The organism is Streptomyces sp. NPDC020965, from assembly GCF_044333555.1.
Classification (GTDB): domain Bacteria; phylum Actinomycetota; class Actinomycetes; order Streptomycetales; family Streptomycetaceae; genus Streptomyces.
In genome coordinates this window covers 800,638-822,474 of record NZ_JBIRRE010000001.1, presented here as the reverse complement: position 1 = coordinate 822,474, position 21,837 = coordinate 800,638, and the positions used below count along the sequence as shown (strand labels likewise).

Below are 21,837 nucleotides of genomic sequence, written 5' to 3'. Positions count from 1 at the left end.
GTGGGGCTGCGGTGCCGGGTGCTCAGCCCCGGGTGGGGCCGCCGCGCTCTTCCCGTATCTGCTCGACGACGCGTGCGGCGGTGCGCCGTACGGCGTCGGTCTCGGTGAGGAAGTGCCAGTAGTCGGGGTGGCGGCTCTCCAGCCCGGCGATGGCCCGCTCCAGCCGGGCGACGGCGTCGTCCAGGGGCCGGGCGTGCTGCGGGTCGGGGGTGTGGCGGCCGGTCATGGCCAGCCGCTGGGCGTCCCGGACGGCGAAACGCGTGCGGTCGATCTCCTGCTGGGGATCCTTGGCGACGGCGTCGAGCTGCCGCAGCCGGTCACCGGCGGCCGAGACGGCCTCGTCGGTCGTGTTCAGCAGCGCACGCACGGTGCTGAGCAGGGCGGTCGCATCCGGCCACCGCTGTTCGTCGCGCGCCTTGGCGGCCTCGCGGAGCTTGTCCTCGGCCTGCCGGACACCGACGGCGGCCTGCTCGGGCACGGGCTGGAGGTCCTGCCAGCAGGCGGCCGAGAACCTGCGCCGCAGCTCACTGAGGATGGGCTCGACCGACTCCGCACGGGTGGTGAGGGCCTGCGCCCGGGTCCGGAGGGAGACCAGACGCTTGTCGATCTCGGCGGCGCGCTCGGGCAGACGCTCGGCCTCGGCCCGTACGGTCTCGGCATCGCGCAGGACATGATCGGCGCGGTGCAGGGTCTCGCTGACACCATGGCGGCCGGCGCCCTGGTTGAGCAGGGTCAGCTCGGGCGCCAGGGCGGCGAGCCGCTCCGCCAGATGATCCGCCCGGAAACCAGATCCCCGCACCGCATCGAGAGCGTTGCTCGCGGACAGGAGTGCGGCCCTCGCCCGCTCCACGGCCGGCACCAGCCGTGCGAGCTGGGTCTCCGCCGTGTCCAGCAGCGGCCCGAGCCCTTCGGCGAACCGGTCCAGGTCCGCCTTGACCCGCACCAGCTCGTCCTTGGCCCGGGTCAGCTCACCGCGCGCCCGGGAGGCGACCGACGCGTCCAGATCGTCCCGGTCGAGATCGTGTGCGTCGACGGCCGTGATGTAGCCCTGGCTCACCTCGTCGATGCGCCGTCCGAGCGTCGCGAACCCGTCCGCCGCCCGCAGCGCTCCCGCCGAGCGGTCCACCGCGGTGATCGTCTCGATGGAGATCCGCAGATCGCGCTGGGCGGTGTCCAGTTCGTAGAAGGCGGCTGCCGCGGCGTCCTTGGCGGCCTGCGCATCGGCCCGCTGACTCTCGCCGCGCCCACCGAACCAGCGCCGGTTCCCCCCACTGGTGAAGGCACCGGAGAGTGCGGCGGCGACCACCGGCACCGGGAGCAGCATCAGCGCGAGGACGTCACGGACGGCACTCGCTTTCGCGCTTGCGTGCGGCCGCGTGTGTGGTGCCGTCACATGCCTCTCCCGTGCCGTGTCCCCGTACCCGGTACATTCTCCCACCAGGTAAGACGAACACACGGGTCAAATAGTTCGCCGTTCTCCCATTTCCCGTCCCGGTCCGCTGTCCCATGGCGGTCCGCCGTCCCGTGCCGGTCAGCCGCGGGCGTGGCTCCCCCAGAGAGCCCAGCCGGGGGTCAGTCGGGGGGTCAGTCGGCCCTTCGGATCGTGACGGAGCCGCTGCCGCTGCGGGCCTTCACGACATGGGTGCTGCGTTTGTCGGTCGGCACGTCCACCGTGACCGAGCCGTGCGTGCTGTCGGCGGTGACGGCGTACGCGCGTCCGGAGCCGGGCAGCTCGATGAGGACCTTGCCGTTGTCGCTGGAGCCCTCTATCCGCTCCGGCGCGGCCCCGGCCTTCACCCCGAGCCGGATGCTCCCGTTCTCCGACCGGGCGCCGAGGGCCCTGGCGGAGACACCCTCGGTGGCGATGCTGCCGTTGTCGCTCGCCAGCTCCAGGGGCCCGGTGGTGTCGCGGACGGTCACATCGCCGTTCAGGGACTCGATCCGCAGCGGTGTGCTGAAGCCGGAGGCCGTCACCCCTCCGTTGTCGTCGTTCACCTGGACGGTCACGCCACGCGGCACCCGCACCGTGTGCCGCGCCTCGCAGTCGCTGGCGACGGCGTTGCACCGCACCCGCAGAGTCAGCGTGTCGCCCGCCATCCGCCAGGACGTTTCGGGCCCGCTGCCGATGAACACCCACCCGTCGACGCGCCGGGTCACCTCGACGTTCGGGACGTCGGCGGCGACGAGTTCGACGGCGGAGTCGTCGGAGTCGATGGTCAGGACCTTCCCGGCCAGGGGGAAGGAGGTGTTCTCCGCGGGCGCGCTGTCGGCATTGGCCGACCCGCACCCGGTGAGTGCGAAGGTCAGCAGACCACCGCCCCCGAGGTACACGAGCGCGCGGGTCGCGCGGGAGCGGATGCCGGCAGGCCGGACCGTGGCTTTCATGAAGATCGTTCCCCCTGGTCGAGCCGGTCGGTTCGGTCGGTTCGGTTGAGCTGTTCGGGCCGCCGGCGCTCCTCACGCTAGAAGCCCGGGGCGCCGGGGACGATCCGGTCGCCCACCGTCTCGCGGTGGGGATAGCCCCCGTATCGCGGGTCCTGGGAAGGGGTTTGCGAGGTCAGCCCCCAGGGCATGTAGGCTGTTCACTCATCCACGGGTGCGTAGCTCAGGGGTAGAGCGCTGCCCTTACAAGGCAGATGTCGGCGGTTCGAAACCGTCCGCGCCCACCGAGGATTGAGTGGCAGGTGAGAGCCTGCCCCAGGGCCCTTCAGTCGATCACGACTGGAGGGCCCTTCCTCGTGCTCCCCCCGGCGGGGAGCTGGATCAGGCGTCCTTCATATGGCCGCAGGCGGAGCAGACCCACAGGTCGCGTTGCAGCCACATCGTGCCGTGACAGCGTGGGCATCCGGAGGTGTGGATGCCCTGGGGGCCCATGAGGGGCGGGTCGGGGGTGCGGGCGGCGTAGTCGATGATCCTGGCCCGCACGCGGGCGTCGTCGGTGCCGGCCATCCGGAGAAGGTGCGCGGTGCGTGAACGGGCTTCGTCGGCAAAGTCGGTCATCTCGCGCGCAGAGTATCGGCGGGGGGCTCGGCGGCGACCTCGGTGCCGGAACGGCTTCACTCTGACGAGTCACGCCCCCCGGGCCCCTGGGCGGCGTCGGCACGGCGGCGGGATCGCGGTGCGGATGGGGAGAACACGCGTTCCAGGCACGGACGGCGGATCGAGAGGCACACTGGACACATGTGCCGCAGTATCAAGACCCTTCGCCCGCCCGCGCTCCCCGAAGAGGCGACCGACGACGACATTCGGGCCGCCGCTCTTCAGTACGTGCGGAAAGTGTCCGGTTTTCGCGCCCCCGCCGCCCATAACCGGGAAGTCTTCGAGGAGGCCGTGGAGCGGATCGCCGAGGCCACCCGCGTCCTTCTCGACGGCTTGGAGGTTCGGGGCCAGGCGAAGTGACGCCGCGGCGAGAGCACCGGGGGAGTGAGGCTGAGGGGCTGAGCCGGGTGGGGGCTCAGTCGCAGGACGCCGCCGCCAGTGTCGCCGGCTCCGGCGCCATGAGGCGCTGGGACGGCCGCCGCATCACATACGCGGCCAGTGCGCCCGCGCCGAACAGCGCCAGTATCGAGACCACCGCGCCCACCCAGCTCGCGCCGAGCCACTGGCCGCCGAAGTACCCCAGGCCGACGCTGTAGCCGGCCCAGGCCACGCCCGCCACGGCGGACCAGGGGAGGAATTCCTTCACCTTGCGGTGGGCCGCGCCCGCGCCGATGGAGACCACGGAACGGCCGGCCGGTGCGAACCGGGCGATCACCACGAGCGCGCCACCGCCCCGGGCCAGTGCCGTGCCCAGGCGTGCCTGAGCGGTGGTCAGTCTGCGGGATTTCGCGATGGCGCGGTCGAAGCGGTCGCCGCCGCGTCTCGCCAGCCGGTACGCGACCAGATCGCCCAGGACCGAGGCGGTCGCCGCGCACAACACCAGGACCAGCAGTGATGGCACTTCGCGGGGGACTTGCTCGGCCGCGCCGGCGACCGATGTGGCCGTGGTCGAACCCGCGGCGGCGGCCGCCGTCGCGGCCGTGACCACCAGGACGCCGCTCGGCAACACCGGAAGGAAGACGTCGAGCAGTACGGAGAGGGTCACCACCGCGTAGATCCAAGGGCTGCCGGTAAGCGACCCCAGACTCTCTAGCACCGTGACTCTCCCCGATTCATGAACGTGCCGCGACGTTGGAGACGGTCGATTGTGGCGGCGCTATCAGCTGTACAGCGTACGCCGGAGAACGGCCCCGGGATCACCAGGGGGGCGAGGATGTTGTGATGATCACTTTCCGTCTCCGTTTGATGCCGGATTGTGTACGGGGGTTGGGTGGGTCCGGAACGCGCGGCGCCCGGGGCCTCCGTGGGGAAGGCTCCGGGCGCCGTGGGTGTCGGACCGGCTGAGGTGCGGTGGTCCTAGGCGGCGACAGGGGTCGACTCGCGCTCCTTCGCGGTGGTGCGGCGCTCGCCGCCCCCAGGGAAGACCTTGTCCAGCGAGAGCGCGCCCGGACCGGTGAAGACCAGCAGCAGGAAGGCCCAGCAGAAGAAGGCGGACGCCTCGCCGCTGTTCTCCAGCGGGAACAGTCCTTCGGGCTGGTGGACCTTGAAGTAGGCGTACGCCATCGAGCCGGAGGACACGAAGGCCGCGCTGCGGGTGCCGACGCCCAGCATGACCAGCCCGCCGCCGACGAGCTGGATCACCGCCGCGTACCAGCCGGGCCAGGTGCCCGCGTCGACGGTGCCCCCGCCGTTGGCGCCGCCCAGCACCCCGAAGAGGGACGCGGCCCCGTGGCATGCGAAGAGCAGCCCGACGACGATGCGGAACAAACCGAGCGCATATGGCTGGGACTGATTCAGCTTGGCGGTCACTGAGCTTGGGTTGGCCATGGGGGGACTCCTGTGTCGTGGGGGACGGGACCCTATGGCGTCAAAGTTAGGCACCCCTAAAGAGTGCTTGCAAGTTCAACATTTGTTTTTCGGGTCTTTCTCATACAACTTTCAGCCTCGCCCATGGCTTCGACGGAACCGCGCCCCGGTCAACTCCCTCTCATTGACGGTCAGTAGTCGCGCCCGGCTGTCCGGCCCGCCGCTGGGGGCCTGTGCCTGTTCCAGCCGCATCCGGGCCGTACGGCCGTGCAGGGTCAGCGTCATGAGCTGATTGCCGAACCACGGGCCGCCCGACCGGTCCCAGTGCACTGGTGGCCGGCCCGTGCGGCCGTGCCGGGCCAGCAGGTGGCCCAGCCGCCGCCCCAGCCGGCTCCAGCCGAAGCGGAAGCCCAGCCGGATCAGGCGCGGAATGGAGTTGTGCACGGGGGAGCAAGTGAGCTGGAGCACCCGCGCGTCCGGTTCGGCCGCGCCGCGCCAGTCGGGCTCGGCGACGTAGGCGTGGTGCACATCGCCCGAGAGCACGCAGATGGTCGCGGGCGCGTCCGGGCCGCTGCCGGTCTCCGCGATCAGCCCGGCCAGCTCCGCGAAGGAGTCGGGGAAGGCCGCCCAGTGCTCCAGATCGGCACCCCGCCGCACCTTCTCCCCGAATCGCGCCCACCGGGCGCCGCGATCGCCCCGGCAGAGGGCCGCGTTCCAGCTCTCGGCGTCGTGGATGAGCGGGGGCAGCAGCCACGGCAGTGAGGTGCCGATGAGCAGGTGGTCGTACGAGTCGCGCCGCGCCAGCGCCTGGTCGCGGACCCAGCGGGCCTCCTCCGGGTCGAGCATCGCCCGGTGCCGCTCCTCCAGCACCCGGGCGGCGCGGGTGTCCACCATCAGCAGCCGGGTCCTGCCGAAGTCGCGGCGGTAACTCCAGCGGACGCCGGCCGGTTCGGCGTCGGCCCGCGCCGCGAAGTCCCGCAGCGGGGCGGTGCCGTCGGCGGCGGAGCGAATCTCCGCGTACAACGCGTCCGACTCCAGATCGGCCGGGGAGAGATTGCCCAGGTGCTGATAGACCCAGTACGATATCAGCCCGCTGAGCACCCGCTCCCGCCACCAGGGCGTCGCGCGCATCTCGGTCAGCCAGGCCGCGCTGGTGTTCCAGTCGTCGATCAGATCGTGGTCGTCGAAGATCATGCAACTGGGCACGGTGGAGAGCAGCCAGCGCACCTCGGGGTCGAGCCAGGACTCGTCGTAGAGCCGGGTGTACTCCTCGTAATCCGTCACCTCGGCGCCCGGGGGCACGCGCAGGTCGCGGCGCTCGGCCAGCCACTCCCGGGTCGCCGTCGAGGTCTCGTCCGCATACACCTGGTCGCCGAGGAGCAGCAGGACATCGGGCCGGGTGGCCGTCGGATCGGCGGCGAGGTGGGCGGCGAGGGTGTCGAGGGCGTCCGGGCCGACGGGGTCGTGCTCGCCGACCGGCGCGGCGGCCCAGCGGCATGAACCGAAGGAGACGGTGACCTCGTCCGACGGCACCGCGGGGGCGGTGATCGTGGAGGCGGGGAAGGGGGAGTCCGCCAGCGGCCAGACGCGGTCGCCGTCGAGCAGGACCTCGTACGCCGTGGTGGTGCCGGGGGTCAGCCCGGAGACGGTCACCAGCGCGTAGTGGTGGTCGGCGATCCGGAAGGTGGGGGTGGCGCCCGACGCCCCGTCCGCGCAGCGCACCTCGGCCACGCACGGCCGGTCCGTCTCGACCCAGACGGTCGCGCTGCCTCCGGTCTCCCAGTCGACGTACCGCAGCAGTGGTCCCAGGCGCAGCCCGGCCGTGGCGGTCATAGGTGCCTCCTCCGTCGCCCCGTACGGTACGGAACGACGGAGGGGTGGGAACAGGTTCCGGTGTGTCGTGGAGACGCCAGCGGGTTTCGGTGGCTCGGAACCCTCGGCCGGTGCCGAAGGGGTTCCGAGCCCGCCCGCGGGCGCTGCTGAATGGTTTCCGCGCGGTCGGTGCCGAAGGTGTTCCGCGTGGCTCCGGAGGTCAGCAGTTCCTGAGTACGGAGTGGATCGCGGTCTTCTCGGCCGCGTCCACGGTCATCCCGTAGTGATGCTTCACCTGCACCCACATCCGGGTGTAGACGCAGTGGTAGGAGGCGCGCGGCGGCAGCCATTCGGCCGGGTCCTTGTCGCCCTTGGCCTGGTTGACGTTGTCGGTGACCGCTATGAGCTGCGGGCGGGCGAGGTCATTGGCGAACCCCTGCCTGCGCGAGGTGGTCCAACTGTTGGCGCCGGAGCGCCACGCCTCCGCGAGCGGTACGACGTGGTCGATGTCCACGTCGGACGCGGCGGACCAGGTGGCGCCGTCGAATTCGGAGTACCAGGTTCCGCTGGTCGCCGCGCAGGCGGCGTTCTGGACCACGTTCCGGCCGTCGCGCTTGAGGACGACCTCCCGTGTGTTGCAGGTCCCCGACTGGGTGCTCCAGTGGGGGAACTTGTCGCGGCTGTAGCCGCTGGACGAGCCCTCGGCGCCGACCGTGAGCTGGTCGAGGTAGGTACGGGCGGTGGCGGCGCTGACCGGGGTCGGCGGGGCGGCCTCGGCGGCGGGGGCGGTGGCCAGCAGTCCGCCGACGGTGACGGCGGCCAGGGCCGCGGCGGCGAGAGCGGTCGTACGGCGGCGGTGACGCGCGTAGACATCGGACATGCGAACTCCTTGTGAGTGGGGGGAGCTTGGCCGTGGGGCGTGGCCATGGTTGCGGCGCCGGGTTTCCTGGGGATGGGCGCCAGGTAACAGCGTGAAGACATGGACACGACAGATCAAGTGTTCTGACGTGCCGACATGAGGCGCCGGGCGAGGAGAGGTTGCCGGAGGGGGGTGTGGCGCGGTGGGCGGCGGTGGCGTGCGGCGGGTGCTGGATCGGTGCGTCCGGGGAGTGGGGGACGGGTGCCGGGCGGGTCTCGGGCGTGGGCGATGGGAGCGGGCGATGGGAGCGGGCGGCGTGCCGGTCGGTCGGTCGTGTGCGCGTGCCGGGTCGGGGCTACGGGCACGGCGTAGGGTTGCCGGGTGCTGCTGACGGTCGATGTCACCTTCGGAGTGGTGCTGGCGCTCCTGCTCGCCGTCGCGGCGACCGTCGTCGCGCTCGCTCATCTCGGGCGGGCCCGCGAGATCCTCGTCGCGGGCCTGCGCGCCGCCGCCCAGCTCGCCGCCGTCTCCCTGGTCATCGGCCTGGTGGTGCGCCATGTGCCACTGCTGCTGGCGTTCGTGCTGCTGATGTACGCCGTCGCCGTACGCACCGCCGGCCGCCGGATCACCCGTAACGGCACCTGGTGGTGGGCCTCGCTGCCCATCGCGGCCGGCGTCCTCCCCGTGGTCTCCGTGCTGCTGCTGACCGGGCTCGTGCCGCTCAAGGGCATCGCCCTCGTGCCCGTCGCCGGAATCCTGATCGGCGGCTCCCTCACCGTGACCGTGCTGGCCGGGCGGCGCGCGCTGGACGAGCTGGCGCTGCGGCACGGCGAGGTGGAGGCGGGTATGGCGCTCGGGCTGCTGGACCGTGACGCCCGGCTGGAAGTGGCGCGCGGACCGGCCGCCGACGCCTTGCTGCCGGGGCTGGATCAGACGAGGACGGTCGGCCTGGTCACGCTGCCCGGCGCCTTCGTGGGAATGCTGCTCGGCGGCGCGTCTCCGCTGCTGGCCGGCGCCGTACAGCTCTTTGTGCTGGTCGCGCTGATGGCGGTGCAGGCCGTGGCGGCGGCGGTCGTGCTGGAGCTGGTGGCGCGGGGGCGACTGCACCGCGACGAGAGGGTTCCCTCCGGCGGGCGGTGACGTACCCTTGTCGATGCGGAAGGGGAGTAGCTCTTCGCCGGAACGTCGACATACTGCTGGGCCTCGTGCCCGGCCGGCGCCCGGAGGCGAGTGGTCCGAGAGCACAGAGTTCGTGTGTGTCCCGGCATTCGCCAGCGAGACCTTCGGCCACAGTGTCCTGTTGACGCTGTCGTGCCGAAGCGACCCCTTTTCCACGGGGGCAGGTCTCTCGGTGCGGGCAGCCCGACCGATTGAGGAATTTACCCAGTGATCAGCTTCACCATCATGGCGATCACCTTCGGCGTCGTCTTTCTCGCCGAGCTGCCCGACAAGACCGCGCTCGCCGGTCTGATGCTGGGCACCCGATATCGCGCCTCATACGTCTTTGCGGGGGTCGCCGCGGCCTTCGCCGTCCATGTGGCGCTCGCCATCGCGGCCGGCAGCGTGCTGACCCTGCTGCCGCAGCGGCTGGTGCAGGCCGTCGTCGGGGCGCTGTTCCTGGCGGGGGCGCTCGTCCTGCTCCTGAGAAAGAGCGACGACGACGAGGAGAACATCAAGCCACCGGCCGACCAGTCGTTCTGGAAGGTCTCCGGCGCCGGATTCATGCTGATCCTGGTCGCCGAGTTCGGCGATCTGACCCAGATCATGACGGCGAACCTGGCCGCGCGGTACGACAACCCGGTGTCGGTGGGGCTGGGAGCCGTACTGGCGCTGTGGACGGTGGCCGGGATAGGGATCCTGGGCGGACGCACACTCATGAAGTACGTGCCGCTGAAGCTGATCACGAAGGTTGCGGCGGGACTGATGCTGGCGCTGGCGGGATTCAGTCTGTACGAGGCGATCGCCTGAGCCGGGGCGCCCCTACCGCGGGTGCCCCCGCTCAGGAGAGGCCCCCGGCGCCGATGGGTGCCGGGGGCCAGCCGCTGGACGAGCGCCCGCCCGTACCAGTCGGCGGCCCGGTGCGCGCGGGCGGGGATTGAGCCGGTCCGGGACCGTCGCGGGCGGGAGAGGCCCCGCTCGGACGGTGGCGGGCGTGGTCGTGCGAAGTCCGGCTCAGACGGTCGCGAGGTGGATGAGGCCGTCCGGGTCCACGGTCACCGTCAGGGCGCGGAGGTCCTCCACATGGAGGTCGGGCCCGAGGGCGCGGGCCCTCGGCCCCACGCCCACCACCCGCATCCCCGCCGCCCGGGCCGCCTCGATGCCCGCCGCTGAGTCCTCGAACGCCACGCACTGCTCGGGCGCGAAACCCAGCTCAGCGGCGCCCTTCAGGAAGCCCTCCGGGTCCGGCTTGCTCGCACCGACGCACTCCGCCGTGACCCGGGTGCGCGGCATGGGCAGCCCGGCCGCCCGCATCCGCGCCTCGGCCAGCGCGGCGTCCGCCGAGGTCACCAGCGCGTGCGGCAGGTCGGCCAGGGCCGCCATGAATTCCGGGGCCCCGGGCACCGGGACCACGCCGTCCATATCGGCCGTCTCCCGGGCGAGCATCACCGCGTTCTCGGCGTGGTTCCGCTCCATCGGGCGGTCCGGCAGCAGCGCCGCCATGGTGGCCCAGCCCTGTCGCCCGTGCACCACCTTGAGGGTCTCCTCGGGGTCGAGCCCGTGCTCCACGGCCCAGAGCCGCCAGATGCGCTCCACGACCGCGTCCGAGTTGACGAGGGTGCCGTCCATGTCGAGGAGGAGGGCACTGGCGGTCAGGGTGGTAGCCGGCATCTCTACGTACTCCGTACTCCGTGGTGATCGTGCGGGGGAGGGCAAACGGCCCCGTCCGCCGGTCAGGGGATACGGACGGAGCCAGTTTGTTCCGTCATGATACAAACTGGGCCGTCCCGACGCCACCCCCGCCGCTCCCCAGCACCTCTCCGTGCGCCGTCCCGGACCGCCCCCGTAGGCCGTCCCGAACCGCTCCCCGACCGCTCCGCAGGCCGGAAGCGCCCTCACCCACCACGATGGAAAGGACGCGGACCCCGAGGAGATCGGTATGGCTCAGGAAGTGAGCACGGCCCCCACGAGCCCGGCCCCCGGTGAGGGGCAGAACCGGCGGAGCGTCCTGGTCGCCATCGGCGCGCTGCTGCTCGGCATGTTGCTCGCCGCACTCGACCAGACCATCGTCTCCACCGCGCTGCCCACCATCGTCAGCGAGCTGGGCGGCCTGGAACACCTCTCCTGGGTGGTCACCGCCTATCTGCTGGCCTCCACCGCCGCCACCCCCCTCTGGGGCAAGCTCGGCGACCAGTACGGCCGCAAAAAGCTCTTCCAGACCGCCATCGTCATCTTCCTGATCGGCTCCGCGCTCTGCGGAGTCGCCCAGAACATGCCCCAGCTCATCGGCTTCCGCGCCCTCCAGGGCCTCGGCGGCGGCGGGCTGATGGTGCTCTCGATGGCGATCGTCGGCGATATCGTCCCGCCGCGCGAACGCGGTCGCTACCAGGGTCTGTTCGGCGGCGTCTTCGGGGCCAGCAGCGTCCTGGGGCCACTGCTCGGCGGCTTCTTCACCGAGCATCTGACCTGGCGCTGGGTCTTCTACATCAACCTCCCCATCGGGGTCGTCGCGCTGCTCGTCATCGCCGCCGTCCTGCACATCCCCGCGCGCTCCACCAAGCACACCATCGACTACCTCGGCACCTTCCTGATCGCCTCCGTCGCCACGGCCTTCGTCCTCGTCGCCTCGCTCGGCGGTACCACCTGGGCCTGGGGGTCGGCGCAGATCATCGGGCTCGCGGTGCTCGGCACCGTGCTGCTCGTCGTCTTCGTGTTCGTCGAGCGCCGGGCGGCCGAACCCGTACTGCCGCTGCGCCTCTTCCGCATCCGCACCTTCACCCTCGTCGCCGTCATCAGCTTCGTCATCGGGTTCGCGATGTTCGGCGCGATGACCTTCCTGCCGACCTTCCTCCAGGTCGTCCAGGGCGTCAGCCCGACGTTCTCCGGTGTGCACATGCTGCCGATGGTGTTCGGGCTGCTGATCGCGTCCACCGTGTCCGGGCAGATCGTCAGCCGCACCGGCCGCTGGAAGGTCTTCCCGATCGCCGGCACCGCCCTCACGGCGATCGGTCTGCTGCTGCTCCACCGGCTCACCGAGAACAGTTCCAACTGGACGATCAGCGTCTACTTCTTTGTCTTCGGCACCGGCCTCGGCCTGGTCATGCAGGTCCTCGTACTGGTCGTGCAGAACGCCGTCCGTTACGAGGACCTCGGCGTCGCCACCTCCGGGGCCACCTTCTTCCGCTCCATCGGGGCCTCCTTCGGCGTCTCCATCTTCGGCACGATCTTCGCCAACGGCCTCACCCGCAACCTCACCGACGCACTCGCCGGTCAGCCCGTGCCACCGGGCTCCGGGGCGGCGAAACTGGCCGCCGACCCCCAGCTCATCGACCGGCTGCCACCCGCACTGCGTCAACCGGTGATCCACGCCTATGCGATGTCCATCACCGATGTCTTCCTCTACGCCGTGCCGGTCGTCGTCGTCGCCTTCGCCTTCGCCTGGTTCCTCAAGGAGGACCCACTGCGCGGCTCGGTCACCGCCCCCGACACCAGCCAGACCCTCGCCTCCAACCCCGTACTCCGCTCCTCCCACGAGGAGGCGGCCCGCGCGCTCTCCGTGCTCGGCTCCCGCGAGGGCAGACGCCATATCTACGAGAAGATCACCGCGAAGGCGGATCTCGACCTGCTGCCCGCCGCGAGCTGGCTGCTGCTGCGCGTCCGCCGCCACGGGACGGTGGAGCCCGCGCTGCTCGCCGACACCACGCCCGTACCCCTGCGGGCGATCACGGACGCCTCCCGCCAACTGGAGGAACGCGGCCTGGTCCGCCGTGAGGGAGTGCAGATCCTGCTCACCGAGAACGGGCTGCCGATCGCCGTACGGCTCGCCCAGGCCCGGGAGGACTCGCTCTCCGAGCTACTGGGCGACTGGTGGGGTCCGGAGCGGCCCACCGACCTCGTACAGCTCGTCAAAGAGCTGAACGCGGAGCTGTGCGGCTCCGACCAGGAGACACCGTCGGGACCGGGGCCCGAACGGGACCACCGGGCGCCGTGACCCCGTCCGACCGGGGCGCGGGATCGCCGTGTACGCCCTCCGGGCCGGGGCCGCCAGGGGGCCGTACGCTCCTCCGGCCCGGGACCGCCAGGGGGCCGCCGTGCTCACAGCTCCTTGCCGTACCAGACGTCCATGTACGGGCCCGTGCAGTAGGCCGGTATCTCCGCGTACCCGTGTCGGCGGTACAGCGACCGCGCCTGTACGAGATCGAGCCGGGTGTTGAGCACCATCCGCCGCGCCCCGAGCCCGCGCGCCTCGTCCTCCAGCCGGGCGAGCAGCAGCCCGGCGCCCTTCCTCCCCCGGAACTCCGGGCGCACGAACACGCGGGTGAGCTCGGCCCGCTCCGAGTCCAGCAGCAGCACCCCGCCACAGGCCGCGGCCCGGCCGTCGTACCGTCCGACGACGAACCGGCCCGTGGGCGGGGCGAGCAGTTCGACCCCGTCGGCGGTGAGGCCCCCGTCGATCTCCTCGGCGGTCGCGGGCCGCTGCCAGTAACTACTGGCGACGTCGTCGTAGTAGTCCCGGCGCAGCCGGCTCGCGTCCGGGGTGTCGAACGCTTCGAGGTCGAGGGTCCAGAGGGTCATGACGCCCTTGATACCGGAGGCGGACCCCATCCCACCAGCGGTTTTCCCGCTGCGGATGGGGCCCGCCGCCGATACGATCCGCGCCGGCTCAGCCCTTGGGCGCGGCCGACTGGACCACCTCGAACGACCACACCGTGGAACCGGTCGCCGCGGGCTTCGGACGCTCGCCGCCCTCCTGGCCCTGCGCCCCACCGTGCGAGCCGCGCATGGAGCCCGCCATCCACGCCTCGAAGTCCGCCTCGCTGCGCCAGCGGGTGTAGACGAGGTAGTCGTCGGTCCCCTCCAGCGGACGGAGCAGCTCGAACCACTCGAACCCGTCGGCGTTCTCCACGGACCCGGCGCGCGAGGCGAAGCGCTTCTCCAGGACCTCGCGCTGCTCGGCGGGGACGGTCAGAACGTTGATCTTCACCACACTGGCCACAGGACATCCTTCACATAGAGGGAACTCGACCGTACTCCCCTGCCCGTGGCCCGCTTCGAACGGGCCTGGTCCGCTGAGGGGAGACCCCCGGTGGGCCGCGCCGTTCGACCGCTGTAGCCCGATCGGGGGGTTTGCTTCCCGCTCGGCGCCCGGTCCCGTCGCTGGTGCGTAGAAAGCGATGGCATGGGACTCGGAGACCGACACCAGAAGAAGGATGTTGAGGCGGCGCTGAAAAGGGCGGAGGGTGCGGGCCTCAAGGTGATGCGCAAGAAGAACGGACACACGTGGGGATACGTAATCTGCTGTCCCTGCAACCTGTCTGTGCGGGTGGACTGCACCCCCAAGAGCGCGGGCAACGAAGCCCGGGAAATCGATCGATTCACACGAAGGCATCTGAACCATGCGTAACTGGCGTTTCACCCTGCATCTTCAGGGGCCGCTGACTCCGGAGCAGTCGAACACCCTGGATGGCTTGGCCAGCTTCAGTGACGGGCGCATCTGCCTGGTCGCAGGACCGACCTCGGCCGAGTTCTGGTGCTCCTTCGAGGCGGACCACCTCACGGACGCCATTGCGGAGGCTCTTGGGAGATTCAAGGAATTTCCCGGCGTGCTCGTCCGCAGCGTCGAGCTGGACGAGATGGCGCTGGAAGACAACGGCATGGCGACGCCAGCCGTCCTCCCGCCGCCGCCCCTGCTATAGGCAGCCCCCTCAGCGTCGTGACACCCAACAGCCCCGTTCCCTCAAGTCGGAGGAAGCGGGGCTGCAGTGCGTGGGGGTACAGGGCTCGGTGCCGGGCGTACGCTCGTGATATGAGCGATGCTGGCAAGCACGTGAAGGCGGTACGGAAGCGTCGGGGGCTCACTCAGCGGGGACTTGCCGAAGCCTCGGGCGTCTCGCTGTCGGTGATCCGGAAGCTTGAGCAGGGGGAGCGCGAGACTGCCCGGCTGGAGACGCTACGCAAGTTAGCGGCAGCCCTGCGAGTGCCGACCATGCGCCTCTCCGGCGGTCCGAACGAAGACAAGCCCCGGGTGGGAACCGAGAAGCGATGGGAGGCCGTCCGTGCTGCGATTGAGCAGCCGCCGACGGCACCAGAACTAGATGATGAGCCACCGACTGTTTTAGGCGTCCAACGCGCGTTCGCGAACGTAGAGCCGCTGTTCCAGAAAGATCAGTACGCGGCGCTCTCCGTGCTACTGCCACCGCTACTCCGGGATGCGGAGGCACTTGGCTCTGAAGGGCGTGAAGTCCGCACACGGCTTCTGCAACTTGCCGGGTGCCTCATGGTGCAGACGCGTCAGTACGACGCTGCGGACCTGGCTCTCAGCCGTGCACTGGACGACGCACAGAGCCAGTTGGAGGGCGCGGCAACCGTCAACACGCAGTGTTGGTTGCTCTTGCGGCGCGGGAAGTTGGACACAGCTCTGGACCTGGCTGTCCGATGGGCCGACGAGACCGAGCCGCGTATGTCTCGTGCCACACCCACAGAGCTGAGCGCCTGGGGTCTACTCCTCCTGCGAGTATCTGCTGCGTCAGTGCGTAACTCCCAGAGCGGGCAGGCTGCCGACGCGCTCAGGCTGGCAAGGAGCGCCGCTGTCGCACTTGGCAGGGAGTATGCACCTGAGACTGATTTTCTCCGTACTTTCGGACCGACGACTGTGCACATCAAGCGCACTGAGAACGCCGGTGTTCTGGATCAGCCGGATGTGGTTCTTCGCCTCGCGGAGCGTATGCCCAGGTATGCGCTGAAGCCGATGAGTAGTAATCGCAATCGCCACTTGCTTGAAGTGGCCAATGCCTACGCCCAGACTCGTCAGTATCCAGAGGCTTTCGAAAAGCTGGCGCAGATCCATAGGGATAGCCCGGAGTGGTTGACCAATCAGCGGTATGCCCGGGATGTCTTTGTCAAGATTGCCAAAGGGCGCCGGACTCTGACCAATGAGATGCGGGCCATGGCTGACGTTGTGGGTATGCCGCTGTAGTTGACCCTCCGGGGGTACTTCACTGCGGTGGCTGGTCGAAGTGCCGCAGACGCCCCTGTTTGCGCTGCGTAGTTTCTCCGTCACTTAGCCGAGTAAGGGCAGGTGGCGAGGTGGTAAGAGTGCGTATGAGGCTCGTGCTGGCGGTGAGTGTGGCCGAGATTCGGTTACGGTCCCGCTTCCCGCGTCTGGTGTGGGGATTGACGCCGGATGCGCGTGAACTGCGATGTATCCAGAGTGAGTTACGGCGCCTGGAGTGCGATCCGGAGTTCGCTGCCGAGTGGCGGGCGGAGCTGGCCGAGGGGTGGCGGCGGGTCGAGTTCGACCAGGCCCTTCTGCGTGCGCTGGAGGGGCTGCCGGACGGCGGTGGCCCGTCGTGAGCGGGCCCGTCGAACCGTGGCGGGCGTACCACTGCGATGTGATCGCCGAGGGTGATGTGTACGGCAGCGGTGAGCGCCGCGCGGTCGTGCTCGGCACTTGTCGGACGATTTCCCCGAAGCTGGCGCTGCGCTGGTTGTGCGCACAGGCCCGGCGGATCGCGGACCGGCTCGACCCCGACCCGGGGAGATGTTCGTGGGCCCGGCCCGCCGCTCCGGTCGGGGGCGCGCCCGGCCCGGCCGGTCCCGCGCGACTCCGGGCCTGGTGCGACGACGTCGAGGGGCAGCGGGCCGCCCACCGGGACCTCAAGGACGGTGTGCCTGTGTCGCTGGTGGTCTCGGACGGTGTGAACGGCACCTACTCACTGGCGGTCTGGCCGGTGGCGGCCCGGCCGGACTCCGATCCGGAGATACCCAGCCGGGTGACCCCCCGACCGGTGCCGAGACCAGCGAGAGAGCGAGCGACAGGTGACCGAACCCACGAGGTACCAGGAACGACCGATCGAACTGCCGGTGTACCCGGCTCCCCCGCCGCCCGCCCCGGTGGAGGGCTGCACCCTGTGCACCCTGCTGGATGTGTTCCGGGCCGCGCACAACGACCCGGAAAGCCCCGTCTACGACCCGTCACGAGCCATCGACTGCAACGTCGAGATCCGCAACCACCCCCACACCCCGCCCAGGATGACGCTCCCGACCGGCACCCCGGAACCGACCGGCCCGACGACCACCGACGGCGAAGCTTAGAAAGGACCGGCAGCCATGGATATGGGGCAGTGAGGCACGCGCACCGCCGACAGTGCCGGACGGGTGATCCCAGCCCGTCCGGCGCTTGAGGACACGCCCGCGGGGTGCGCGACAGCTCCGTGCCGGGCGCGCCCCCGCCTGGCGACGCCTCCGGCCCGACCGAAGGCCCCGGGACCCGCCCTACGAGACCACCCGGGCCAGCAGGAAGCCGTCGTACCCCTTGGAGCCCACCGTCTGGACCGCCGTCGCCTCCAGGCGTGGTTCCCGCGCGATCAGTTCGTACGTCTCCCGGGTGCCGACGACCGCCGGGTCGGCGCTGTCCGGGTTCAGCACCGAGCCACCCCGTACGACATTGTCGACAATGATCACGCTGCCGGGGCGGGACAGCCTGAGCGCCCACTCCACGTACCGGGGGTTGTTCCATTTGTCCGCGTCGATGAAGAAGAGGTCGAACGGGCCGGCGCCCGGCTCCGCCGCCAGTTTCGGCAGTGACTCCAGGGCCGCGCCCGTCCGGACCTCCGCGATCGAGTCCAGACCGGCGCGGGCGAGGTTGGCGCGGGCCACCTCGGCGTGCTCGGGGCTGTACTCCAGGGAGATCAGCCTGCCGCTCTCCGGGAGCGCGCGGGCCAGCCAGATGGTGCTGTAGCCGCCCAGGGTGCCGATCTCCAGCACCGTACGGGCGCCCTGGAGCCGGGCCAGCAGATAGAGCAGCTTGCCCTGGTTGCCCGCGACACCGATCGCGGGGAGACCGGCCGCGTCGCTCGCCGCGAGGGCGGCGGTGAGCGCTTCGTCGTCCGGGGCGAGGAGGTCCGTGATGAAGTGGTCGACCTCGGCCCACTGCTCCTGGGGCTCCCGCTGGAGTTCTTCCTGAGTCATGGAACCCAACGTATGCCGGGGCGGGGCCCGCTGGAACGGTCCCACGACGGGGTCGTTCCGTGTCAGTGATGGCGGCGGGCGATTTCCGGACGTTGGACCGGCGCATGCGATGGGGGGCCGGGCGGGCCCGGAGGGGTCGACGGCGGGTGCCTGGATCCCCCCCGGCGGATGCGGGTCCGGTGCTGGTGGGAGCGGTGCGGAAGCAGGTCAGGGGCGGGTCGGACGGGAGCGCGGGGCACCGCTGGCGGGGGCCTCATCACGGACCGGGCAGATGCGGGCGCCCAGGTTCTTGTATGTTCCCCCGCATACCCCCTGTGTGCCGGTTGTGGCACCGACTGGCGAGATTCCCAGGGAGAATCGGGTGACAGTCAGGCAAAGAGGGGGTTGCCCGAGTCTCTTTCTTCGGGCAATGCGAGGCTCTCTGAGCCAGCGGACACACAGACATTACGGAACGTAGGGGAGGCGCGGCGCGACGTGGCGAACGCGGAGCACAGCGTGCGCGGAAGTGCGACGACGGACTCAAGGATGGGTGCGGCGAGGATCGCGCTATGGCTTGTGGCCGCCGTCCTCGCCATCCGGCAGACGGCGGCGGTCCTACGACTACCGCCCGGCGAGCGGTTCATGGATCTGGAAACCTGGATCGGCGAGAACGGCGTCCTCCATGTGGAGGGCTCGCTGTACGACGCCGATCGCTTCACCGGCACTCCGTTCGCGGGACTGGTTCTCAAGCCCATCGCCCGCTCGGCCGAGCAGACCCTCGGCGTCGCCTGGACCTTCGGCACCCTGCTGCTCGTCGTCGGTATCGGCCTCGTCGTCGCCCGGGCCCTGCCCGGACCGGTCTCGCGCCGCAGCGGAGTCCTCGCGGCACCGATAGCGATCAGCCTGCTGATGCTCTCGCTGCCGGTGCGCAACAGCTTCCACCTCGGGCAGACCAGCATCATCCCGGTGCTCCTCGTCCTCGTCGGCTGCTTCGTGGCCCGTGGCGAGAGATCGTCCGGAGTGCTCATCGGCATCGCCGCGGCCCTCCAGCCCACCGTGCTGCTCTTCGCACCGCTCCTCTGGTTCACCGGCCGCAGGCGCGCCGCGATCACCTCGGCCGGGACCTTCGCCGCCCTGTCCGTGCTCGCCTGGGCCGCCATGCCCAGCGACTCCTGGACGTACTGGGTCGAGCATGTGGCCGGCGCCGGACTCGGCAGCCGGCCGGACGGCCTCGCCAACCAGTCGCTGCACGGCGCCCTCCTCCGCTTCGGCCTCGAAGGCCCGCTGGAGATCGCGCTCTACATCGTGCTCGCGGCGGCCGTGGTCTGGCTCGGCCTGCGCCGGGCCGTCCACTACGCCAAGGACGGCCAACTGCTGCTCGCCGTCGCCCTGACCGGCTGTGTCGCCGTCGCCGTCTCGCCCACCACCTGGCAGCACCAGGTCCTGTGGCTGCTGCTCGCCGCGGTCGGCCGGGTCGGGAAGCGGGCGTCCGACCGGATGCTCTGGCCGTTCCTGGTCATCGCCACGGTCTCGCTGCCCGGCAAGATGCTGCTCCCGAACATCCTGATCACGGGACCCATCCGGGACAACGCCGTACTGATCGCCGCGCTCGCTGCGGCCGTCGCGGTGCCGTTCCTGTCGCGCACCGATCCGCATTTCCGGCGCCCCGTCCCCACCGAGTACGTCACGCCCGCCGCGTCCCGCTGGAGCCGGGTCCCGCTGCTGCCGTTCTGGCGGCGCGTGGTGACCCGCCCCAACCTGCTGATGGAACTGATCGCCATCCGCGTCGGCTACTCCATCTACTCCCGCATCCGCCTCGCCGCCACCGGCAGCGTGGACTCGGCACGGGAGCACGGCCGCCAGATCAATTCCATCGAACAGACGCTCGGCATCGATATCGAGCACTGGTTCAATCACGCCGTGGTCAAGGTGGGGTGGCTGGAGGACTTCTTCAACTTCTACTACACCACCTTCCACTTCCCCATCCCGCTGATCATCCTGGCGCTGCTCTACATCCGCCGCCCCGCCGACTATCGCTGGGCGCGTTCGGCGCTCGCCTTCGCCACGGTGCTCGCGCTGGTCGGCTTCTGGTTCTACCCGCTCTCCCCGCCGCGCCTGATGCCGGGCATGGGCTTCATCGACACGGTCCACAAGACGCAGGACCTGGCCAACCCCGAGTTCGGGCCGCTGACGGCGGTCACCAACCAGTACGCGGCGATGCCGTCGCTGCACTTCGGCTGGTCGCTCTGGTGCGGTGTGGTGGTGGTGATGCTGGCGCCGAAGATGTGGATGAAGGCGCTGGGTCTGGTCCATCCGCTCATCACGATCTGCGTGATCGTCGGTACGGCGAACCACTGGATCCTGGACGCGGTGGGCGGCGCCGTGGTGGTCGGCACCGGATTCGCCCTCACCTATGTGCTCTCGGGGCGGCGCAAGCTGCTGACGCCCGACGCGATGAAGGCCAGGGTCCCGGCGGCGCGGACCTCACCCGAGGCGGTGCCCGTCCTGGAGCTGGCGAAGTCCGCGCGGGCCGCGCAGGCCGCGCGCTCTTCACGGCTCGCGGAGTCGTCGGTGGCGGCGCGACCGGCCGCAGCATCGGCGGAGTCGGGCGGGTTGGGCAAGCCGGGCGAGTTGGGGAAGTCGGCGGAGTCGGCGAAGGCCGGGCAGACGGCGAAACCATCACCATCGGTGAAGGCAACGGCTCAGGGGGGTTCTGAAGGTTCCGACGAGCCGCGTGACCCGCGTGACCCGCGTGACGAGGCACCGGGGGTCCCGGCCGCTCCCAAGTAGGGCGTACGTCGGCCCCCGGGGGGTGCGGGACACCGTCTCGCGCCCCCCGGGGGCCGTTTTCTCTGTGCCCAGCCACCGAGGCGCAACTGCCGAGGCTCAACCGCTCAGGCTCAGTGGCCCACGCTGACCTGGAGTTCCTTGATGCCGTTCAGCCAGGCCGAGCGCAGCCGGCGCGGCTCTCCCGCGAGCCGGAGATCCGGCAGCGCGTCCGCGATGGCGTTGAACATCAGGTTGATCTCCATCACGGCCAGTGATTTGCCGAGGCAGAAGTGGGGCCCGCCGCCACCGAAGCCGAGGTGGGGATTGGGGTCGCGGGTGATGTCGAAGACCTCGGGAGAGTCGAAGACCTCGGCGTCGTTGTTGGCGGACGAGTAGAACAACCCCACCCGGTCCCCCTTCTTGATCTCCTGGCCGCCGAGACTGAGGTCCTGGGTGGCGGTGCGCTGGAAGGACACGATCGGGGACGCCCAGCGCACGATCTCCTCAGCCGCCGTCTCCGGGCGCTCCCGCTTGAACAGCTCCCACTGCTCCGGGTGCGTGAGGAAGGCGTGCATCCCGTGGGTGATGGCATTGCGGGTGGTCTCGTTTCCGGCCACGGCCAGCAGGATCACGAAGAAGCCGAATTCGTCCGCCGACAGATTGCCCGAGCCCTCCGCGGCCACCAACTGGGTGACGATGTCCTGGGCCGGGCACTCCTTCCGGGCCGCCGCCAGATTCATCGAGTACGACAGGAACGCCATCGTCGCCTCGGTGCCGGCCTCCTCCGTGATCGCGAACTCCGGATCGTCGTACGAGGCCATCGTGTTGGACCAGCCGAAGATCCGCGCCCGGTCCTCCTGGGGGACCCCGATCAGCTCCGCGATGGCCTGGAGCGGCAGTTCGACCGCGATATTGCTGACGAAGTCGAAGGAGTCGCCCGACTCCGACCGCTCGACGGCCGCCCGTACGATCCGCCGCGCCCGGTCCCCGAGCGCGGACCGGAGCGAGTTGACCGAGCGCGGGGTGAAGCCGCGCTGCACGATCTGCCGTACGCGGGTGTGTTCCGGGGGATCCATGTTCAGCATGATCAGCCGCTGGACGTCGATCTGGTCCCGTTTGATCGACTCGTTGAAGCGGATGACCGCCGTATTGGTGAAGGACGAGAACAGCTCCGGGTGCGTGGAGACGTACTTGACGTCGGCGTGCCGTGTCACCGCCCAGTAGCCCTCGTCGTCGAAGCCGGCCACACCGCGCCGCTGGGCGCACCACGACACCGGGGCGGTCTCTCTCATCAGGGCGAATTCGGGGTACGGCACGCGGGTGCGCAGCAGATCGGGATCGGTGAAGTCGAACCCTTCGGGCAGATGGGGGCAGGACATCGGCAACTCCAGGTCTGGCGGCGGCGTCAAGGCCACGGTCTGTCCGGCATCCGACTGACGGCTGTC

The 21,837-nt window shown here is 70.4% G+C and carries 22 protein-coding genes and 1 tRNA gene; 11 read left to right on the top strand and 12 right to left on the bottom strand.

Going from position 1 to position 21,837, the window contains the following annotated elements; translation table 11 throughout:
• Positions 1-22 precede the first annotated feature (22 nt).
• Positions 23-1,393, bottom strand: coding sequence for a hypothetical protein (locus tag ACH4S7_RS03570; RefSeq protein WP_398519390.1), 1,371 nt, complete (start codon positions 1,391-1,393; stop codon positions 23-25).
• A gap of 191 nt (positions 1,394-1,584) precedes the next feature.
• Entirely contained in the window at positions 1,585-2,385 is an 801-nt protein-coding gene (locus ACH4S7_RS03565) for a DUF4097 family beta strand repeat-containing protein (RefSeq protein WP_398519389.1), read from the bottom strand.
• Between the two features lie 209 nt (positions 2,386-2,594).
• Here ACH4S7_RS03565 and ACH4S7_RS03560 point away from each other — a divergent pair.
• Positions 2,595-2,666: transfer RNA gene (locus ACH4S7_RS03560), tRNA-Val, on the top strand.
• Between the two features lie 97 nt (positions 2,667-2,763).
• Here the strand turns inward: ACH4S7_RS03560 and ACH4S7_RS03555 are convergent.
• On the bottom strand, positions 2,764-3,000 hold the full coding sequence (locus ACH4S7_RS03555) for a hypothetical protein (protein ID WP_398519388.1): 237 nt from the start codon (positions 2,998-3,000) through the stop codon (positions 2,764-2,766).
• Between the two features lie 180 nt (positions 3,001-3,180).
• Between ACH4S7_RS03555 and ACH4S7_RS03550 the strand changes: the two genes are divergently transcribed.
• Positions 3,181-3,399, top strand: coding sequence for a DUF2277 domain-containing protein (locus tag ACH4S7_RS03550; RefSeq protein WP_398519387.1), 219 nt, complete (start codon positions 3,181-3,183; stop codon positions 3,397-3,399).
• 55 nt (positions 3,400-3,454) lie between these two features.
• Here the strand turns inward: ACH4S7_RS03550 and ACH4S7_RS03545 are convergent, their stop codons facing one another.
• The 4 genes from ACH4S7_RS03545 to ACH4S7_RS03530 form a co-directional block, all read right to left on the bottom strand.
• Positions 3,455-4,135, bottom strand: a complete 681-nt coding sequence (locus ACH4S7_RS03545; RefSeq protein ID WP_398519386.1) for a DedA family protein — start codon at positions 4,133-4,135, stop codon at positions 3,455-3,457.
• 260 nt (positions 4,136-4,395) lie between these two features.
• Complete coding sequence (locus ACH4S7_RS03540) at positions 4,396-4,866, bottom strand: DoxX family protein (protein ID WP_398519385.1); 471 nt, start codon at positions 4,864-4,866, stop codon at positions 4,396-4,398.
• A gap of 111 nt (positions 4,867-4,977) precedes the next feature.
• Entirely contained in the window at positions 4,978-6,678 is a 1,701-nt protein-coding gene (locus ACH4S7_RS03535; protein ID WP_398519384.1) for an alkaline phosphatase D family protein, read from the bottom strand.
• A gap of 199 nt (positions 6,679-6,877) precedes the next feature.
• Positions 6,878-7,537 carry an HNH endonuclease family protein gene (locus ACH4S7_RS03530; protein WP_398519383.1) on the bottom strand — a complete coding sequence of 220 codons (660 nt, stop codon included), beginning with the start codon at positions 7,535-7,537 and terminating at the stop codon, positions 6,878-6,880.
• Positions 7,538-7,897: 360 nt separating this feature from the next.
• Between ACH4S7_RS03530 and ACH4S7_RS03525 the strand changes: the two genes are divergently transcribed.
• A complete protein-coding gene (locus tag ACH4S7_RS03525; protein WP_398519382.1) occupies positions 7,898-8,656 on the top strand; it encodes an ABC transporter permease in 759 nt (252 codons plus the stop codon).
• Positions 8,657-8,902: 246 nt separating this feature from the next.
• Positions 8,903-9,484 carry a TMEM165/GDT1 family protein gene (locus ACH4S7_RS03520; protein WP_398519381.1) on the top strand — a complete coding sequence of 194 codons (582 nt, stop codon included), beginning with the start codon at positions 8,903-8,905 and terminating at the stop codon, positions 9,482-9,484.
• Between the two features lie 204 nt (positions 9,485-9,688).
• Here the strand turns inward: ACH4S7_RS03520 and ACH4S7_RS03515 are convergent, their stop codons facing one another.
• Positions 9,689-10,345, bottom strand: a complete 657-nt coding sequence (locus ACH4S7_RS03515; RefSeq protein WP_398519380.1) for an HAD-IA family hydrolase — start codon at positions 10,343-10,345, stop codon at positions 9,689-9,691.
• Between the two features lie 268 nt (positions 10,346-10,613).
• Between ACH4S7_RS03515 and ACH4S7_RS03510 the strand changes: the two genes are divergently transcribed.
• Positions 10,614-12,665, top strand: a complete 2,052-nt coding sequence (locus ACH4S7_RS03510) for a DHA2 family efflux MFS transporter permease subunit (RefSeq protein ID WP_398519379.1) — start codon at positions 10,614-10,616, stop codon at positions 12,663-12,665.
• Positions 12,666-12,769: 104 nt separating this feature from the next.
• Here the strand turns inward: ACH4S7_RS03510 and ACH4S7_RS03505 are convergent, their stop codons facing one another.
• Positions 12,770-13,249 (bottom strand): GNAT family N-acetyltransferase, encoded by a 480-nt coding sequence (locus ACH4S7_RS03505; protein WP_398519378.1) that lies wholly within the window; start codon positions 13,247-13,249, stop codon positions 12,770-12,772.
• An 88-nt stretch (positions 13,250-13,337) separates the two neighbouring features.
• The gene (locus tag ACH4S7_RS03500) at positions 13,338-13,670 is read right to left on the bottom strand and encodes an antibiotic biosynthesis monooxygenase family protein (protein ID WP_398519377.1); all 333 of its coding nucleotides are present in this window, start codon (positions 13,668-13,670) and stop codon (positions 13,338-13,340) included.
• A 183-nt stretch (positions 13,671-13,853) separates the two neighbouring features.
• Here ACH4S7_RS03500 and ACH4S7_RS03495 point away from each other — a divergent pair, with 183 nt between their 5' ends.
• The 5 genes from ACH4S7_RS03495 (at position 13,854) to ACH4S7_RS03475 (ending at position 16,768) form a co-directional block, all read left to right on the top strand.
• Complete coding sequence (locus ACH4S7_RS03495; RefSeq protein ID WP_398519376.1) at positions 13,854-14,078, top strand: hypothetical protein; 225 nt, start codon at positions 13,854-13,856, stop codon at positions 14,076-14,078.
• Positions 14,071-14,370, top strand: coding sequence for a hypothetical protein (locus tag ACH4S7_RS03490; RefSeq protein ID WP_398519375.1), 300 nt, complete (start codon positions 14,071-14,073; stop codon positions 14,368-14,370). The genes ACH4S7_RS03495 and ACH4S7_RS03490 overlap by 8 nt, the downstream gene beginning before the upstream one ends.
• Positions 14,371-14,480: 110 nt before the next feature.
• On the top strand, positions 14,481-15,650 hold the full coding sequence (locus ACH4S7_RS03485; RefSeq protein ID WP_398519374.1) for a helix-turn-helix domain-containing protein: 1,170 nt from the start codon (positions 14,481-14,483) through the stop codon (positions 15,648-15,650).
• 125 nt (positions 15,651-15,775) lie between these two features.
• The gene (locus ACH4S7_RS03480; protein WP_398519373.1) at positions 15,776-16,027 is read left to right on the top strand and encodes a hypothetical protein; all 252 of its coding nucleotides are present in this window, start codon (positions 15,776-15,778) and stop codon (positions 16,025-16,027) included.
• 465 nt (positions 16,028-16,492) lie between these two features.
• Positions 16,493-16,768, top strand: coding sequence for a hypothetical protein (locus tag ACH4S7_RS03475; protein WP_398519372.1), 276 nt, complete (start codon positions 16,493-16,495; stop codon positions 16,766-16,768).
• A 180-nt stretch (positions 16,769-16,948) separates the two neighbouring features.
• On the opposite strand, the gene ACH4S7_RS03470 is transcribed toward ACH4S7_RS03475, so the two are convergent.
• Positions 16,949-17,644, bottom strand: coding sequence for an O-methyltransferase (locus ACH4S7_RS03470; protein ID WP_398519371.1), 696 nt, complete (start codon positions 17,642-17,644; stop codon positions 16,949-16,951).
• A gap of 525 nt (positions 17,645-18,169) precedes the next feature.
• Here ACH4S7_RS03470 and ACH4S7_RS03465 point away from each other — a divergent pair.
• Positions 18,170-20,413: a bifunctional glycosyltransferase 87/phosphatase PAP2 family protein gene (locus ACH4S7_RS03465; RefSeq protein WP_398519370.1), complete on the top strand. Its 2,244-nt coding sequence runs from the start codon at positions 18,170-18,172 to the stop codon at positions 20,411-20,413.
• A gap of 110 nt (positions 20,414-20,523) precedes the next feature.
• Here the strand turns inward: ACH4S7_RS03465 and ACH4S7_RS03460 are convergent, their stop codons facing one another.
• Positions 20,524-21,771: a cytochrome P450 gene (locus tag ACH4S7_RS03460; RefSeq protein ID WP_398520012.1), complete on the bottom strand. Its 1,248-nt coding sequence runs from the start codon at positions 21,769-21,771 to the stop codon at positions 20,524-20,526.
• Positions 21,772-21,837 lie beyond the last annotated feature (66 nt).

Bases quoted from the DNA above. Each gene is read 5' to 3' on its own strand.
- ACH4S7_RS03565 (WP_398519389.1), bottom strand. From the start codon at position 2,385: ATGAAAGCCACGGTCCGGCCTGCCGGCATCCGCTCCCGCGCGACCCGC.
- ACH4S7_RS03555 (WP_398519388.1), bottom strand. From the start codon at position 3,000: ATGACCGACTTTGCCGACGAAGCCCGTTCACGCACCGCGCACCTTCTC.
- ACH4S7_RS03550 (WP_398519387.1), top strand. From the start codon at position 3,181: ATGTGCCGCAGTATCAAGACCCTTCGCCCGCCCGCGCTCCCCGAAGAG.
- ACH4S7_RS03540 (WP_398519385.1), bottom strand. From the start codon at position 4,866: ATGGCCAACCCAAGCTCAGTGACCGCCAAGCTGAATCAGTCCCAGCCA.
- ACH4S7_RS03535 (WP_398519384.1), bottom strand. From the start codon at position 6,678: ATGACCGCCACGGCCGGGCTGCGCCTGGGACCACTGCTGCGGTACGTC.
- ACH4S7_RS03530 (WP_398519383.1), bottom strand. From the start codon at position 7,537: ATGTCCGATGTCTACGCGCGTCACCGCCGCCGTACGACCGCTCTCGCC.
- ACH4S7_RS03515 (WP_398519380.1), bottom strand. From the start codon at position 10,345: ATGCCGGCTACCACCCTGACCGCCAGTGCCCTCCTCCTCGACATGGAC.
- ACH4S7_RS03510 (WP_398519379.1), top strand. From the start codon at position 10,614: ATGGCTCAGGAAGTGAGCACGGCCCCCACGAGCCCGGCCCCCGGTGAG.
- ACH4S7_RS03505 (WP_398519378.1), bottom strand. From the start codon at position 13,249: ATGACCCTCTGGACCCTCGACCTCGAAGCGTTCGACACCCCGGACGCG.
- ACH4S7_RS03495 (WP_398519376.1), top strand. From the start codon at position 13,854: ATGGGACTCGGAGACCGACACCAGAAGAAGGATGTTGAGGCGGCGCTG.
- ACH4S7_RS03490 (WP_398519375.1), top strand. From the start codon at position 14,071: ATGCGTAACTGGCGTTTCACCCTGCATCTTCAGGGGCCGCTGACTCCG.
- ACH4S7_RS03485 (WP_398519374.1), top strand. From the start codon at position 14,481: ATGAGCGATGCTGGCAAGCACGTGAAGGCGGTACGGAAGCGTCGGGGG.
- ACH4S7_RS03480 (WP_398519373.1), top strand. From the start codon at position 15,776: ATGAGGCTCGTGCTGGCGGTGAGTGTGGCCGAGATTCGGTTACGGTCC.
- ACH4S7_RS03470 (WP_398519371.1), bottom strand. From the start codon at position 17,644: ATGACTCAGGAAGAACTCCAGCGGGAGCCCCAGGAGCAGTGGGCCGAG.
- ACH4S7_RS03465 (WP_398519370.1), top strand. From the start codon at position 18,170: ATGGGTGCGGCGAGGATCGCGCTATGGCTTGTGGCCGCCGTCCTCGCC.
- ACH4S7_RS03460 (WP_398520012.1), bottom strand. From the start codon at position 21,771: ATGTCCTGCCCCCATCTGCCCGAAGGGTTCGACTTCACCGATCCCGAT.